Genomic DNA, 15,074 nt, shown 5'->3' with positions numbered 1-15,074 from the left:
TCAAAAGGCCGGCGTGGTTTGACGCCGCCGCTGCAGGGCGATCACGCCACCCAGCAACAAGAGCGCCGGGATGTAGAACACCTGCTCGGGCAGCTGGCGCTGGGGCACCTGGATCGAGGCGATCTCCACGGGCTCATCCGCGTAGAAGTCGAAATCCGCGAGGATCTCGGCGGTCTCCGTGCCAAAGGACGGCTCGTCGAGCCGCACGGTCTCGCCCTCGGGGATCAGAAGCAGGCCCGAGGCGGTGATCCGCTCGGCCAGCGAGCCATCCTCGATCTTCATCAACAGGGTCGTCTCGGCGACCTCGCCGGTGTTAAAGTCAGGACCCCGGATCAGCAGCCGCAAGGCATCGCCCGACTGCGCGTCCGCGACCACCTGTTCGAACTCTGCCGGCGGGGCATCGCGGAAGGGCGGCTGCAGCATGTTGAGCCAGACATTCGGCACGAACAGGGTGAAGGCCACCAGCAAGAGCGCGAGGCTCTCGTGGATCTTCGACTTGGCGAGGAAATAGCCCTGCGTCGCGGCTGCAAAGAGCAGCATCGCAAAGGTCGCCACGATGAAGACCCCGATGGCCTGGACCACCCCCTGCCAGGTCCCCAGATCGACCCCGTACAGGATCAGCGTTGGGTTGAAGATGAACAGAAACGGCAAGGCCACGGTCCGCAGGCTGTAGAAGAAGGCCGTGAAACCGGTCTTGATCGGATCGCCGCCGGACACCGCCGCGGCCGCGAAACTCGCAAGCCCCACCGGTGGCGTCACATCGGCCATGATCCCGAAATAGAAGACAAAGAGATGCGCCGCGATCAGGGGCACGATCAGGCCTTCCTGCGCCCCGAGCGAGACCACCACCGACGCCATGAGCGACGAAACGACGATGTAGTTCGCCGTGGTCGGCAGCCCCATCCCGAGGATGAGCGAGAAGAGCCCGACGAGGATCAGCATGATGATCAGCACCCCACCGGAGAGCTGTTCGACCAGCCCGGCCAGCTCGGTCCCGATGGGCGTCTTGGTGACCGTGGCCACGATGATGCCCGCCGCCGCCGTGGCGACCCCGATCCCGATCATGTTGCGCGCACCGGCGATCAGACCGTCGATCAGATCCTGAAACCCGCCTTTGAACTCCTCCATCGCCTGGGCTGCAGCCCCCCGGAAGAACGCCTTGAGCGGGCGCTGGGTCAGAATGATGAAGATCATCAGCGATGTCGCGTAGAAGGCGGATTTGGCCGGGCTCTGACGCTCGACCATCAGGAACCAGACCAGCACCACGATGGGCAGCACATAGTGCAGACCGGTGGCGTAGACGTCCTTGACCTCGGGCAGCTTGATCTCGGTGGCGTTGGGGTCATCGACCTCCAGATCCGGACGGCGCGACGCGATGGCCACGAGCCAGATGTAGACCGCCAGCAGAACTGCCGCCATGAGCGGCCCGGTCAGCGCCGGGGCAACCGCCTTCAGCGCGCCAACCGCGTAGATCAGGATCGTGAACGCGACCCCTGCGATGGCGAAGCCGACGAAGAACTTGACGATCATCCCGACGAAGCTCTTGGCCTCGCCGAGCGCCGGCATGTCCTTTTTCAGGGCCTCCAGATGCACGATATAGACCAGCGCGATGTAGGAAATCACCGCCGGGATGAAGGCGTGCTTGATGACCTCGACGTAAGAGATCCCGATGAACTCCACCATCAGGAAGGCCGCAGCCCCCATGACGGGGGGCATGATCTGGCCGTTCACCGACGAGGCGACCTCGACCGAGCCCGCCTGTTCGGCGGAAAAGCCCACCCGCTTCATCAGCGGGATGGTGAAGGTCCCGGTCGTCACCACATTGGCGATCGACGAGCCCGAGATCAGGCCGGTCATGGCCGAGCCAACCACGGCCGCCTTGGCCGGACCCCCGCGCAGGTGGCCAAGGCCCGCAAAGGCGAGTTTGATGAAGTAATTGCCCGCGCCCGCCTTATCGAGCAGCGAGCCGAAGAGCACGAATAGAAAGACAAAGGCCGTGGAGACCCCCAGCGGGATGCCGAACACCCCGGCCGTGTCGAGCCATTGCGCGTTCATCAACGCGGTAAAGGACAGGCCCTCGTGCTCGATCAGGTTCGGGATCAGCCAGCCCTGCCCCATATAGGCGTAGAGCAGGAACAGCGATCCGACGATGGTCAGCGCCGGGCCAAGCGCGCGTCGGCTGGCCTCCAGCAATGTCAGCAGGCCGACCGCACCGATGATGATCTGGGTCTGGGTCGGCAGGCCCGACCGCGCCGTCAGCGCCAGCGTGTCCGCAAACCAGAAGATATAGAAGGAACAGAACCCGCCGACGGCGATCAGCACCCAGTCAAAGATCGGGATGCGGTCGCGGGGGGAGCTTTTGAAGGCCGGATAGGCCAGAAACGCCAGAACGATGGCAAAGGTCAGGTGCAAGGGCCGGGTCTGGGACGAGTTCAGCACCTTGACATATTCGGCAAACCAGAGCTGCGGCTGCGCGATCCAGAGCTGGAACAGCGACCAGACGAGCGCCAGCCCCGCGATCAGAAGGGCGACATTGCGGTTTGCCGGGTTGCGGGCGCCACTGTCAGTGGAGGCGACGAGATCCTGCAGTTCCTCATCAGTGAACTGGCGGCCGGACTCGGACTGCGGGGGTTTGTCTGCCATCGGTGCAGCCTCTTGAAAATCGGGGACTAAAAAAGGGCGCCCCGGGTGCAAGACCCGGAGCTGCCGATCTTGGGACGGACCGACTTAGTCGATCAGGCCGGCTTCCTTGAAATACTTCTCGGCACCCGGGTGCAGAGGCGCGGACAGACCAGCCGTGGCCATCTGCTTGGGGTCGAGATTGGCGAAGGCCGGGTGCAGACCGCGGAACTGGTCGATGTTCTCAAAGACGGCGGAGACCACCTCGTAGACCACCTCGTCCGGCACATCCGTGGAGCTGACGAAGGTCGCGCCGACACCGAAGGTCATCACGTCCTCATCCGAGCCGCGATACATGCCACCGGGAATGGTGGCCGTCCGGTAAAACGGGTTGTCCGCCACAAGGCCATCCACCGCGTCATTCGCCACGGTCACCAGAACGCTGTCGCAAGCGGTCGTGGCCTCCTGGATCGAGCCGGAGGGGTGGCCGACGGTGTAGATCATCGCGTCGATATTGTTGTCGCAAAGCGCCTGGGACTGCTCGGCGGCCTGAAGCTCGGAGGCGACGGTGAAGTCATCCATGGTCCAGCCCATGGCGCCCATGAGCACTTCCATCGTGCCGCGCTGACCCGACCCCGGGTTGCCCACATTCACGCGCTTGCCCTTGAGATCCTCGAAGGTCGCGATGCCCGCATCCGCGCGCGCCACAACCGTGAAGGGCTCGGGATGGACCGAGAAGATCGCGCGCAGGCCTTCGAACGGGCCCTGCTCTTCGAAGCGGGAGGTGCCGTTGAACGCGTGGAACTGCCAGTCGGACTGGGCCACGCCGAACTCAAGCTCGCCGCCCCGGATCGCGTTGATGTTGAACACCGACCCACCGGTCGATTCCACACCGCAGCGGATGCCATGCTCCTTGCGACCCCGGTTCACCAGACGGCAGATCGCGCCGCCCGTTGGGTAGTACACGCCCGTCACACCGCCGGTGCCGATGGAAATGAAGCTTTCCTGCGCTGTCGCGTTGCCGCCGCCGATCGCGGTTGCTGCCGCAACCACAGCCGCTGTCATATAGTGTTTCATGAGTACTCCCGTTGGAAACTTGTTGTTATGCGATCAGGATGATCGCAATTCACCAAGGCCGTCAAGCGCAGCCTGCGCGCGGTGCGCCAGCTTTCCCGTACGTCAAGCACGCCGGTTCCCGCCCGTGCCTCACGGGCAGGCACTCTAACCCGGTCTGCCCTGTCACAGCGCGTCTGCGGGCCCCTCTTCCGGCGCGCGCTGAACGCTTTTCAACGCCGTGGCCGCCGCGCAGGACTGGGCGACAAAGCGCAATGCGTCGAGGCTCGGCATGAAGAAATAGGCCCCGCCCTTGACGGTGACGAATTGCGGCACGCTCTTGAGCACCCGGCGATAGGGCGTGCGCGGGATGGTGAACCGGTCCACGGGCCCGACCCCGCCCCGGGGCGCGCGCGGGGTGCCGATGATCGGGTCGACCTCCTTTTGCAGCCCCTGAAAGAAGGCGTTGTTGCACCATGTGGATTGCATGAACTCGAACTGCCGCACGATCGAGGCCTGAAAACAGATGAATTGCAGGCCGGTCTCGCCCTCTTCCTCGTAAATCCGCGCGCGGCGCAGGATCCGGTGGCGCTGGGTGACATCCAGCGAGACCTTCTCGTTGCGGATATTCACCGCGCGGTTGTTGCCCCGCCGCACATGGGAGCCGATGGGGCAGAACTTCCCGTCCCGGTCATCGGTGAAATCGAAGCTGTTATTGTTGTTCTCGGCATCGGGGTTCGGAGCCAGGGCGCGCCCATCCATGCCCCGCCCCACCATCTTCTCGGCCAGATCGATGGGCGTGTCATTCTCCTCGCCCGTGGCCACCTCGTTCACATAGTCCCAGAACGCGTCCACATGCTGCTCCAGCGTGCGGAACACCAGATAGGAGCCGTCCTTGCCGAAATCGCGGCGCTCGTTCCATGTTGGATGCGGCGGCAGGATCCCGTCCGGGTCGAGCCCGGCACTGGTCGCGGGCGTCTCGGGCAGCTTGCCCGTGCCATCGGGGTAGCCGAGGATCAGCTCGCCCGGCGGCACGACCATCAGCTTGGCCTCCTTCGGCCGCTCGCGCTTGAGGAAGGTTTCGCGCGGCGTCCCCGCAACCACCGGCTGGCTGACCCCGTCGAGAAACCCGAAGGGCTCCTTGTGGGTGCGCTCCAGCCCGCCAAAACTGTGATGCATACAGTCGGCGCCGTTATTGGCGCACAGGCAGGCCAGAAGCTCGTCCCGCGCGACCTCCTTGGTGGGGGCAAAGGACATCAGCACCCCGTGGATCTCGTCATGGCCACCCCAAAGCCAGTGCCGGGGGTCATTGGCGTCCACATCGCCGAGGATCCGGCTCCGTTCCGGCGCGACCATGCCGCCGGTGAAGGAATGGTCATAGCTTTCGCCGAGAAACCCATCCTCCAAGAGCGCCTTGAGGCCCGGGGCGGTGAAGGCGATGTTCATCCGGTTCTGCACGCTGTCCGCAGGCTGCTTTTCGGCGGCGGAGGTGATCCGACCGCCCGCGAGCATCCCGTCGAGCCAGCGCTGAAACGCCGCCCGGTCCGTGACCTTGAAGAAGCCATATGCCGCCTGATCGAGCTTGGTATAGCCGCGAAAGAAGATGCCCTGGATGTTCGGGCTCACACTGAGATCGGGATATTCCATGTCAGACAAGCTCCAGCCAGGCGGTGGTCGTGCTGCCCTTGCGGGCCTCTTTCAGGGCCGCGCGCAGGGCGCGGTTGCGGGCGATATTCGTCACGCTCAGCGTCGGATAGGCGTTGTACCAGACCAGCGTCGGATACATGGACCGGCGCGCGAAATCGATGAATTCCGGCCCCATGGAGGCCCCGCCCCAAAGCATCGCCCATGTCTTGGGAAAGCCCGTGGAATGGGCCCAGGCGAGGTTCAGCCCGTTGCTGGCCTTGAGCGTGAAGTCATCGAGATAACTGCGCCATGAGCCGTCGTAATTGCTGACGAAGATCAGGCGGCGCTTGTCATTGGCAAAGGCCCAATGGGCGAAATGGATCGTGTTGATCTCACCCAGAAAGCTCTTGTTGAAGATCAGCGCCACAAGCTGTCGCAGGATGCCGAAGGACATGCGCTTGGCCATCTGCCGCCCGGCATCGGTATGCAGATGCACGACGCTCAGCATGTGATTGGTGGGCACGAGGTCTTCGCCGATCTCGAGGGATCGCCGCAGATCCGGATCCGGCCGGGCCTGATCCATGCGCGCGGTCCGTTCGGGGATCAGGTTGATCAGCGCGAGCCCCAGAAACCCGATCCCGTGCCCGAGCAGGCTCGCCACGGCCTTGGCCTTGCCCGCGAAATCCATCTCGACGCCCGGATCCCTGAGGCTGTGCCACCGCTCCTGTGTTTCGGCATCCGCGTCCAGCGCGGCGAGCACGGCCTGTTGCGCCGCAGCCCCGTCCAGCGGCACGCCCGCCTCACCCAGGGTGCGGTCGACCACCTCATAGACCGCGGCGTCCAGCAGGATCTGCTCGCGCGACATGTTCACCGCCGAGATGAATCCGGCCGCGGGCCTGTGAACCCGCTTGAACATGTAGCCATGAAGCTGGTCCAGCGTGCCATCTTCGAACCCCTCGCAAAGCCGGTAGAGCCCCAGAAGGAATGCACCGCCATCCCGCGTCTCCGCCGTGGCGATCAGCTGGCGCAGGTGATCCCCGATCTCGCCATCCACGTTGTGCTCAAAGAGCAGCGACCAGCCATCGGTGGGATCATCGTAGAGACAGAGCGACGCGAAATGCAGCTCGGGCATGTCCTGAAACCCGAAATCATCGGTGTCAGCCCCGGGAAAGACGTAGTGATTGTCCTTGAGCATCGCGACAAGCGCGCCCTGCTGGCCGGGCCGGACCCGGGCCACCACGGTGAATTTGTTGTGCATGAAAACCTCGCCTGCGGCTGGAAACGGACACAGCCCAAGCGCACAGGCCCCGACCCGCCGGGTCCGGGCTCAGCTCAGAGCTGTCAGATTTGAAAACCGACGCCGGGCGGACCAAGACGACGGCCCCGGGATCGCGGCGACCCGCCCCCCAACGCGCAATCGTCTGGATTCCATGTGATGCCACCCGGCCCCCTCAAGACAAAACATCGCGCTGAAAAACACCCTGCGCGCCATCAATAATATCGAATTTGGTAGCACAGAGTTGCCATTCCGGCAACAGACGCGCCGGGCCGCGCCCGCCCGGATCAGCTGCGCGGATCGAGCAATTTGCCGAGGATTGAGGCTCGCGTAATCTCGCCCACCACCGCGCCGTTTTCCACCACGCTGGTGGGGGTTTCGGTCTTGCGCGCGGCTTCCATCACCTCGCGGATATCGGCCTCTGCCGCGACCTCGGCTGCGTGCCGGACCGTGCTGGGCTGCATCACGTCGCGCGCGCACAGCACGCCGAGCGGGTTCATATGCGCGACGAACTCTGCCACGTAATCCGTTGCAGGATCTGAGAAAATCTCCTGCGGGGTGCCGCATTGAACGATCCGCCCGCCTTCCATGATCGCGATGCGGTTGCCGATCTTGAAGGCCTCGTCCAGATCATGGCTGACGAAGATGATCGTGCGCTGCAAGGTCTCCTGCAGCTCCAGCAGTTCATCCTGCAGCTTCGTGCGGATCAACGGGTCGAGCGCCGAGAAGGGTTCGTCCATGAGCAGGATGGGCGCTTCGGTGACAAAGGCGCGGGCGAGGCCCACGCGCTGCTGCATCCCGCCCGAGAGCTCTTCGACCTTGCGATCCGCCCAGTCGGCCAGACCGACCAGCTTGAGCTGGGCATCCACGCGCGGTCCGCGCTCGGCGGCCGACAGTCCCGCCAGCTCGAGACCGAGCCCGACATTCTCGCGCACGCTGCGCCAAGGTAGCAGGCCGAATTGCTGAAATACCATGGCCACATGCTGTGCCCGGACCCGGCGCAGGGTCGCCTCATCCGCATGGGTGACATCCACCATGCCCGCGCCGTCATTCACATGGACCGCGCCGCGCACCACCGGGTTCAGGCCATTCACCGCCCTCAGAAGCGTGGATTTGCCCGAACCCGAGAGCCCCATGAGCACAAGGATCTCGCCCGATTTCACCTCCAGCGCGCAGTTATGCACGCCGAGCACCTGCCCCGTGTCGCGCTGGATCTCGGCCCGGTCCTGGCCCGCATCCATGAGCGGCAGCGCGGCTTTCGGATCGGCGCCGAAGACGATGGACACATTGTCGAAGGAAACCGCTGTCTCGGTCATTTGCGCTCCACCCGCAGGACGCGGTCGAGAAGGATGGCGACGACCACGATCACGAAGCCGCTCTCGAACCCAAGCGCGGTGTTCACCTGGTTGAGCGCGCGTACAACCGGCACGCCCAGCCCGTCCGCCCCGACCAGCGCAGCGATCACGACCATCGAAAGCGACAGCATGATGGTCTGGTTCAGCCCGGTCATGATCTGTGGCAGGGCATAAGGCAGCTCGACCTTCCACAGCACCTGTCGCGATGTGGCGCCAAAGGCCCGCGCAGCCTCCAGCAGCGGCGCGGGCGTGGAGGACACGCCGAGATGGGTCAACCGGATCGGTGCAGGCACCACGAAGATCACCGTCGCGATCAGGCCCGGCACCATGCCGATCCCGAAAAAGATAATTGCAGGAATGAGATAGACGAAAGTTGGCAGGGTCTGCATCAGGTCCAGAAAGGGCCGCAGCGCCCGAAAGAGCCAGGGCCGGTGGGCGGCGGCAATCCCGATGGGAACACCGATCGCCATGCAGACGAGACAGGAGGCGAGAACGAGGGTCAGGCTCTCGGTCGTTTCCTCCCAGTAGCCCTGATTGAGGATGAAGAGGAACCCGAGGACCACCATCGCCGTGGTCGCGCGCGAGCGCTGCAGAAACCACGCGATGGCCGCGAAGACCGCGATCACGATCAGGGGGTGCGGCGTCTGGAAGACCCAGAGCATCCCGTCAATCAACCCCTCCATCACGTCGGAGATCCAGTCGAAGACCGGCGCGGCGCTGACCTGCAGCCAGTCAAAGACCACCTGCGCGGTCTTCCCCACCGGGATCTTAGTATCCGTCAGCCAATCCACGCTGTCCCTCGTCTGTCGTTCCTATCCCGGTCGAAAGAGGCGCTGTCGCGCCCCGCCCGGGGATCAGAGCCCGAAGGCCTCTTTAACGGCTGCCATGGCGTCGCCGCCATCGGCGGTGGTCACCCCGTCGAGCCAACCCAGAACCATGTCGCCATTGGCCGAGATCCAGGCCGTGGCCGCATCCTCGGGGTCTTCGCCGTCATTGAGGATCGCGCCCATGATCTCGTTCTCCATCGCGAGGGAGAATTTCAGGTTGCCCAGCAGCGCGCCCACATTCGGGCATTCCGCCACATAGCCCGCGCGGGTGTTGGTATAGACCGTTGCCCCGCCCAGATTCGGGCCAAAGAACTCGTCCCCGCCGGTCAGGTAGCCCATCTCGAAATTGGCGTTCATCGGGTGCGGCTCCCAGCCGAGGAAGACGATCGGATCGCCGCCCCGGGTTTCGCGCGCCACCTGCGCCAGCATCCCCTGCTCGGAGCTTTCGACCACTTCGAATTCTTCGAGGCCAAAGGCATTGGCGTCGATCATGGACTGGATCAGGCGGTTGCCGTCATTGCCCGGCTCGATGCCGTAGATCTTGCCGTCCAGCGCATCCTCATGGGCCGCGATATCCGCGAAATCCTTGATCCCCAGCGCCAAGGCCGCGTCGTTGACCGCCAGCGTGTATTTCGCCCCTTCGAGGTTCTCGCGCACGGTGTCCACGGTGCCCGCCTCGCGGTACGGCGCGATATCGGCCTCCATCGTGGGCATCCAGTTTCCGAGAAACACGTCGATATCGCCCTCGGCCATGGCGGTGTAGGTCACCGGCACCGACAGGACCTTGATCTCGGTCTCGTATCCCAGCGCCTGCAGCAACTCGGTCGTGGCCGCCGTGGTCGCGGTGATGTCGGTCCAGCCCACATCCGAGAAGGTCACGGAGGTGCAATTGGCAAAGGCGGGCATGGCGCTGCAGATCGCGAGCACCGAGATGGCAGAAGTGAGTTTCATGAGACGGACTCTCCCGAGGCGTTTTTCTTGATTGACTAATCAATAAAGAGAGGTTCTTGATCGACCAGTCAACAAAAAACACGCCGCCCGCAAGGAAAGAGATCCGCGTGCCGAAACTGGGAATGGAACCGATCCGCCGCGAGGCGCTGGTTCAGGCCATCATTGACGAGATCGGAGCCTCCGGCTCGCTGGACGTGCCGGTCAGCCGGATCGCGCGCCGGGCCGGAATGTCGAGTGCGCTGGCCCATCACTACTTTGGCAAGAAGGACCAGATGTTCCTCGCCGCCATGCGCCATATCCTGCGCGAATATGGCCGCGAGGTGCGCTCTGCCCTCGCCGAGGCGACGACGCCCCGGGCGCGCCTGACGGCGATCATCATGGCCAATTTCGCCGACAGTTGCTTCACCCAGCCCACGGTCAATGCCTGGATGTTCTTTTACGCGCAGGCGCAATCTTCGCCCGAGGCCGCGCGCCTCTTGCGGCTGTATCAGCGCCGGTTGCATTCCAACCTCGTGGACGCCCTGCGCCCCCTGACCGATGCGCCCGTGCGCGTGGCCGAGGCCACCGCCGCCACCATCGATGGCATCTACCTGCGCGCGGCCTTTGACGGGCTGCAGCTTTCCAGTGCTGCGCCGCAGATCGTTCTGTCCGTTGTCGAGTCCATGCTCGGAGACCAAAAATGAGTTACGACACCCAGCCCACCGCCAGCCATTTCATCAATGGCGCCTATGTCGAGGACAGCGCGGGCGCGCCCATCGATGTGATCTACCCGGCCACGGGCGCGGTGATCGGGCGAGTCTACGCGGCGACACCTGCGATCATCGAGCAGGCGCTGGCCTCTGCCAAGGCAGCGCAGGCGGATTGGGCTGCACGCAGCGGAACCGAGCGCGGGCGCGTGCTGCGCCGGGCCGCCGATCTGATCCGGGCGCGGAACGAGGCGCTCAGCGTGCTTGAAACCTATGACACCGGCAAGCCGATCCAGGAGACGAGCGTGGCCGACGCCACCAGCGGGGCCGACGCGCTGGAATATTTCGGCGGCCTCGCAGGGAGCCTGACGGGCGAGCATATCCAACTGGGTCAGGACTGGGCCTATACACGGCGCGAGCCGCTCGGGCTTTGTGTCGGGATCGGGGCGTGGAACTACCCGACCCAGATCGCTTGCTGGAAGGCCGCGCCCGCGCTGGCCTGCGGCAATGCGCTGGTCTTCAAGCCGTCGGAGACAACGCCGCTCTGCGCTCTGAAAATCGCCGAGATCCTTGTGGAAGCCGGGCTGCCGCCGGGTGTCTTCAACGTGGTCAACGGGGCGGGCGCGGTTGGCGGTGCGCTGGTCGCGGATCCGCGCGTGGACAAGGTCACACTAACCGGTTCGGTGCCCACGGGACGCAAGGTCTATGCCGCCGCCGCCGAAGGCATCCGCCATGTCACCATGGAGCTTGGGGGCAAGTCGCCGCTGATCATCTTTGCCGATGCGGATCTCGACAACGCCGTGGGCGGCGCGATCCTCGGGAATTTCTATTCCTCGGGGCAGATCTGCTCCAACGGGACGCGGGTCTTTGTTCAGCGCGGCATCAAGGAGGCATTTCTTGCCCGTCTGACCGAACGCCTGAAGGGTGTGGTCATGGGCGATCCGCAGGACCCGGAGGTGAATTTCGGCCCCATGGTCAGCGCGGCACAGCGCGAGATCGTGCAGGGCTACATCGCCAAGGGCGCGGGCGAAGGCGCGCGGCTGGTCTGTGGCGGCACGCCCGAGGATCGTCCGGGCTTCTTCCTGCCGCCCACGGTCTTTGCCGATGTGACCGATGACATGACCATCGCCCGCGAAGAGATCTTCGGCCCGGTCATGGCCGTGCTCGACTTCGACGATGAGGCCGAAGTGCTCGCCCGCGCCAATGCCACGGAGTTCGGCCTCTCGGCGGGTGTGTTCACCCGGGACATCTCGCGCGCGCACCGGATGATCGCGGGGCTCGAGGCCGGGACCTGTTTCATCAATTCCTACAATGACGCACCGGTGGAGATGCCCTTTGGCGGGGCCAAGCAGTCCGGCGTCGGGCGCGAGAACGCCAAGGCCGCGATCGAGCACTACTCGCAACTGAAATCCGTCTATGTCCGCATGGGCGATGTGGAGGCCCCCTATTGATGGAAGCCGATTTTGTCATCGTGGGCGCGGGCAGCGCGGGCTGCGCCATGGCCTACCGGCTGGCCGAGGCCGGTCGCTCGGTTCTGGTGATCGAGCATGGCGGCACCGATGCAGGGCCGCTCATCCAGATGCCGGGCGCGCTGAGCTATCCCATGAACATGCCGCGCTACGATTGGGGCTACCGGACCGAGCCGGAACCCCATCTGGGCGGACGGCGACTGGCCGCGCCCCGGGGCAAGGTGATCGGCGGATCCTCTTCGATCAACGGGATGGTCTATGTGCGCGGGCATGCCAAGGATTTCGACCATTGGCGCGACAGCGGTGCCGATGGCTGGGGCTATGCGGATGTGCTGCCCTATTACAAACGGATGGAGGCCTGGGATGCCCGCGGCCATGGCGGAGATGCCGATTGGCGCGGCACGGATGGACCGCTCCATGTGCAGCGCGGCAGCCTGTCGAACCCGCTGACCCGCGCCTTCATCGAGGCCGGGCGCGAGGCGGGCTATCCGGTCAGCGCCGACTATAACGGCCAGCAGCAGGAAGGCTTCAGCCCCTTCGACATGACCGTCCACAAGGGCCAGCGCTGGTCCGGGGCCAACGCCTATCTGCGCCCGGCGCTGAAGCGCGAGAATTGTGACCTGATCCGGGGGTTTGCCCGCAAGATCACGGTCCAGAACGGTCGCGCCACCGGCGTCGAGATTACCCGCGGCGGCAAGACCGAGACAATCAAGGCGCGCGAAGAGGTCATCCTCGCTGCCTCGGCCTTCAACTCGCCCAAACTGCTGATGCTGTCGGGGATCGGCCCCGCCTCCCATCTGGCGAAACACGGGATCCCGCTGATCGCGGACCGACCCGGCGTGGGTCAGAACCTGCAGGATCATCTGGAGCTCTATTTGCAGATGGCGGCGAGCCAGCCGGTGAGCCTTTATTCCTACTGGAACCTGCTGGGCAAAGCCTATGTTGGCGCGCGCTGGCTCTTCACCCGCTCGGGTCCCGGCGCGTCGAACCAGTTCGAAAGCTGCGCCTTCATCCGCAGCAAGCCGGGCGTCGAATACCCCGACATCCAGTACCATTTCCTGCCGATTGCGGTGCGTTATGACGGGCAGGCCGCCGCCGAGGGCCACGGGTTTCAGGCCCATGTGGGCCCCATGCGCTCCCCCTCGCGCGGGGCGGTCACCTTGCGTTCGGCGGACCCGATGGACGCCCCGAAGATCCTCTTCAACTACATGAGCACCGATCAGGATTGGGAGGATTTCCGGCGCTGCATCCGCCTGACCCGCGAGATCTTTGCCCAGGACGCCTTCAAGCCCTTCTCGAAACATGAGATCCAGCCGGGCGTGGATGTGCAATCAGACGAGGATCTGAACGCCTTTATCAAGCAACATGTGGAGAGCGCCTATCACCCCTGCGGCACGGCCCGGATGGGGCGGCGCGACGACCCCATGGCCGTGGTCGATCCCGAATGCCGGGTGATCGGGGTCGAGGGGCTGCGCCTCGCCGACAGCTCGATCTTTCCCCGGGTGCCCAATGGCAACCTCAACGCGCCCTCGACCATGGTGGGCGAAAAGGCGGCCGATCATATTCTCGGGCGCGCGCCCCTGCCCCCGGAAAATGTCGAACCCTGGATCAACCCGAACTGGCAGACCAGCCAACGCTGAGCCCGAGGACATCGCCCATGACCGCGCCGCAGACCCGCCCGAACATCCTCATCCTGATGGTGGATCAGCTCAACGGGACGCTCTTTCCCGACGGCCCGGCGGACTGGCTACATTTGCCGAACCTCAAGGCGCTGGCGGCGCGCTCCACCCGGTTTGCCAATGCCTATACCGGCTCGCCGCTTTGCGCGCCGGGTCGGGCGGCCTTCATGTCCGGGCAATTGCCTTCGGTCACGGGGGTCTATGACAATGCCGCCGAGTTCCCCTCTGCCGTGCCGACCTTCGCCCATCATCTGCGCCGGGCGGGGTATCAGACCTGCCTGAGCGGCAAGATGCATTTCGTCGGGCCAGACCAGCTTCATGGCTATGAAGAGCGTCTGACCACGGATATCTATCCGCCGGATTTCGGCTGGACCCCCGATTACCGGAAGCCGGGCGAACGGATCGACTGGTGGTATCACAATATGAGCTCGGTCACCGGCGCGGGCGTGGCCGAGATCACCAATCAGCTGGAATATGACGATGAGGTCGCCTTTCATGCGCAGCGCAAGATCCAGGACTACGCGCGCAGCAAGGACAGCCGGCCATGGTGCCTCACTGTGAGCTTCACACACCCGCACGATCCCTACGTGGCACGGCGGAAATACTGGGATCTCTATGAGGAGTGCGCGCACCTCCTGCCCCGGACCCCGGCCATGGATTACGCCGATCACGACCCCCATTCGCAACGGATCTTCGATGCCAATGACTGGCGCAGTTACGACATCACAGAGGCCGATATCCGTCAGGCCCGTCGGGCCTATTTCGCCAATCTGAGCTATCTCGACGACAAGATCGGCGAGATCCTCCGCACGCTCGACGACATGGAACAGGAGGCCGTGATCCTCTTTGTCTCGGACCATGGGGATATGCTGGGCGAGCGGGGTCTGTGGTTCAAGATGTCCTTCTTTGAGGGCTCCGCGCGGGTGCCTTTGATGATCGCCGCCCCCGGCATGGCGCCGGGGCGGATCACGGCACCGGTCTCGACCATCGATGTCTGCCCGACCCTCTGCGATCTGGCGGGGATTGATCTGGCCGAGATCGCACCCTGGATCCAGGGCGAGAGCCTCGTACCCCTTGGCCAGGGGGCCGAACGGACCGCACCCGTGGCCATCGAATACGCGGCCGAGGCGTCCTATGCCCCCATGGTCGCCCTGCGCTATGGCAAGTGGAAATATACCCGCTGTGCGCTCGACCCCGATCAGCTTTTCGATCTGGAGGCCGACCCGCAGGAGCTGCGCAACCTGGCCGAGGACCCGGCCCATCAAGGCACGGTGACCAGCCTGCGCGCGAAATCCGAGGCGCGCTGGGATTTGGCGGCGTTCGACGCGGCGGTGCGCGAAAGTCAGGCGCGACGACTGGTGATCTATGACGCGCTGCGGCAGGGCGGCTACTTTCCGTGGGATTTCCATCCGCTGCAGAAAGCGTCGGAGCGTTATATGCGCAATCATCTCGACCTCAATGATCTGGAAAGCGACCGCCGTTACCCCCCGGCGGACTGATCCCACCGCGCAATCGGGGGGCAGCCGGGGATGG

11 protein-coding genes are annotated in these 15,074 nt (G+C 64.6%); 4 read left to right on the top strand and 7 right to left on the bottom strand.

The genetic code is table 11. The annotated features are described in order from the left end of the window. The 7 genes from ACP150_RS13905 to choX form a co-directional block, all read right to left on the bottom strand. Complete coding sequence (locus ACP150_RS13905) at positions 1 to 2,643, bottom strand: TRAP transporter permease (protein WP_424967263.1); 2,643 nt, start codon at positions 2,641 to 2,643, stop codon at positions 1 to 3. An 84-nt stretch (positions 2,644 to 2,727) separates the two neighbouring features. Then, entirely contained in the window at positions 2,728 to 3,696 is a 969-nt protein-coding gene (locus tag ACP150_RS13900) for a TAXI family TRAP transporter solute-binding subunit (RefSeq protein WP_424967262.1), read from the bottom strand. A gap of 162 nt (positions 3,697 to 3,858) precedes the next feature. After that, positions 3,859 to 5,319 (bottom strand): Dyp-type peroxidase, encoded by a 1,461-nt coding sequence (locus ACP150_RS13895; protein ID WP_424967261.1) that lies wholly within the window; start codon positions 5,317 to 5,319, stop codon positions 3,859 to 3,861. A gap of 1 nt (position 5,320) precedes the next feature. Beyond that, the gene (locus ACP150_RS13890; protein ID WP_424967260.1) at positions 5,321 to 6,556 is read right to left on the bottom strand and encodes a hypothetical protein; all 1,236 of its coding nucleotides are present in this window, start codon (positions 6,554 to 6,556) and stop codon (positions 5,321 to 5,323) included. 305 nt (positions 6,557 to 6,861) lie between these two features. Then, positions 6,862 to 7,890 carry a choline ABC transporter ATP-binding protein gene (gene choV, locus ACP150_RS13885; RefSeq protein WP_424967259.1) on the bottom strand — a complete coding sequence of 343 codons (1,029 nt, stop codon included), beginning with the start codon at positions 7,888 to 7,890 and terminating at the stop codon, positions 6,862 to 6,864. Next, positions 7,887 to 8,720 carry a choline ABC transporter permease subunit gene (gene choW, locus ACP150_RS13880; protein ID WP_424967258.1) on the bottom strand — a complete coding sequence of 278 codons (834 nt, stop codon included), beginning with the start codon at positions 8,718 to 8,720 and terminating at the stop codon, positions 7,887 to 7,889. The genes choV and choW overlap by 4 nt, the downstream gene beginning before the upstream one ends. 63 nt (positions 8,721 to 8,783) lie before the next feature. Beyond that, complete coding sequence (choX, locus tag ACP150_RS13875; RefSeq protein ID WP_424967257.1) at positions 8,784 to 9,707, bottom strand: choline ABC transporter substrate-binding protein; 924 nt, start codon at positions 9,705 to 9,707, stop codon at positions 8,784 to 8,786. 107 nt (positions 9,708 to 9,814) lie between these two features. Here choX and betI point away from each other — a divergent pair, with 107 nt between their 5' ends. From betI to betC, 4 genes are read left to right on the top strand one after another with little or no spacing between them, the layout of a single operon-like run. Then, complete coding sequence (gene betI, locus ACP150_RS13870) at positions 9,815 to 10,390, top strand: choline-binding transcriptional repressor BetI (protein WP_424967256.1); 576 nt, start codon at positions 9,815 to 9,817, stop codon at positions 10,388 to 10,390. Further along, complete coding sequence (betB, locus tag ACP150_RS13865; RefSeq protein WP_424967255.1) at positions 10,387 to 11,844, top strand: betaine-aldehyde dehydrogenase; 1,458 nt, start codon at positions 10,387 to 10,389, stop codon at positions 11,842 to 11,844. Before betI ends, betB begins: the two co-directional genes overlap by 4 nt. Then, entirely contained in the window at positions 11,844 to 13,502 is a 1,659-nt protein-coding gene (gene betA / locus ACP150_RS13860; protein WP_424967254.1) for a choline dehydrogenase, read from the top strand. The genes betB and betA overlap by 1 nt, the downstream gene beginning before the upstream one ends. A 17-nt stretch (positions 13,503 to 13,519) precedes the next feature. Next, entirely contained in the window at positions 13,520 to 15,040 is a 1,521-nt protein-coding gene (gene betC / locus ACP150_RS13855; RefSeq protein ID WP_424967253.1) for a choline-sulfatase, read from the top strand. Positions 15,041 to 15,074 lie beyond the last annotated feature (34 nt).

The sequence above is a fragment of the Dinoroseobacter sp. S375 genome, assembly GCF_049800775.1.
In the GTDB taxonomy this organism is placed as follows: Bacteria; Pseudomonadota; Alphaproteobacteria; order Rhodobacterales; family Rhodobacteraceae; genus Dinoroseobacter.
Note: the sequence above shows the minus strand (reverse complement) of the source record. Positions and strands in the feature narration are given on the sequence as shown.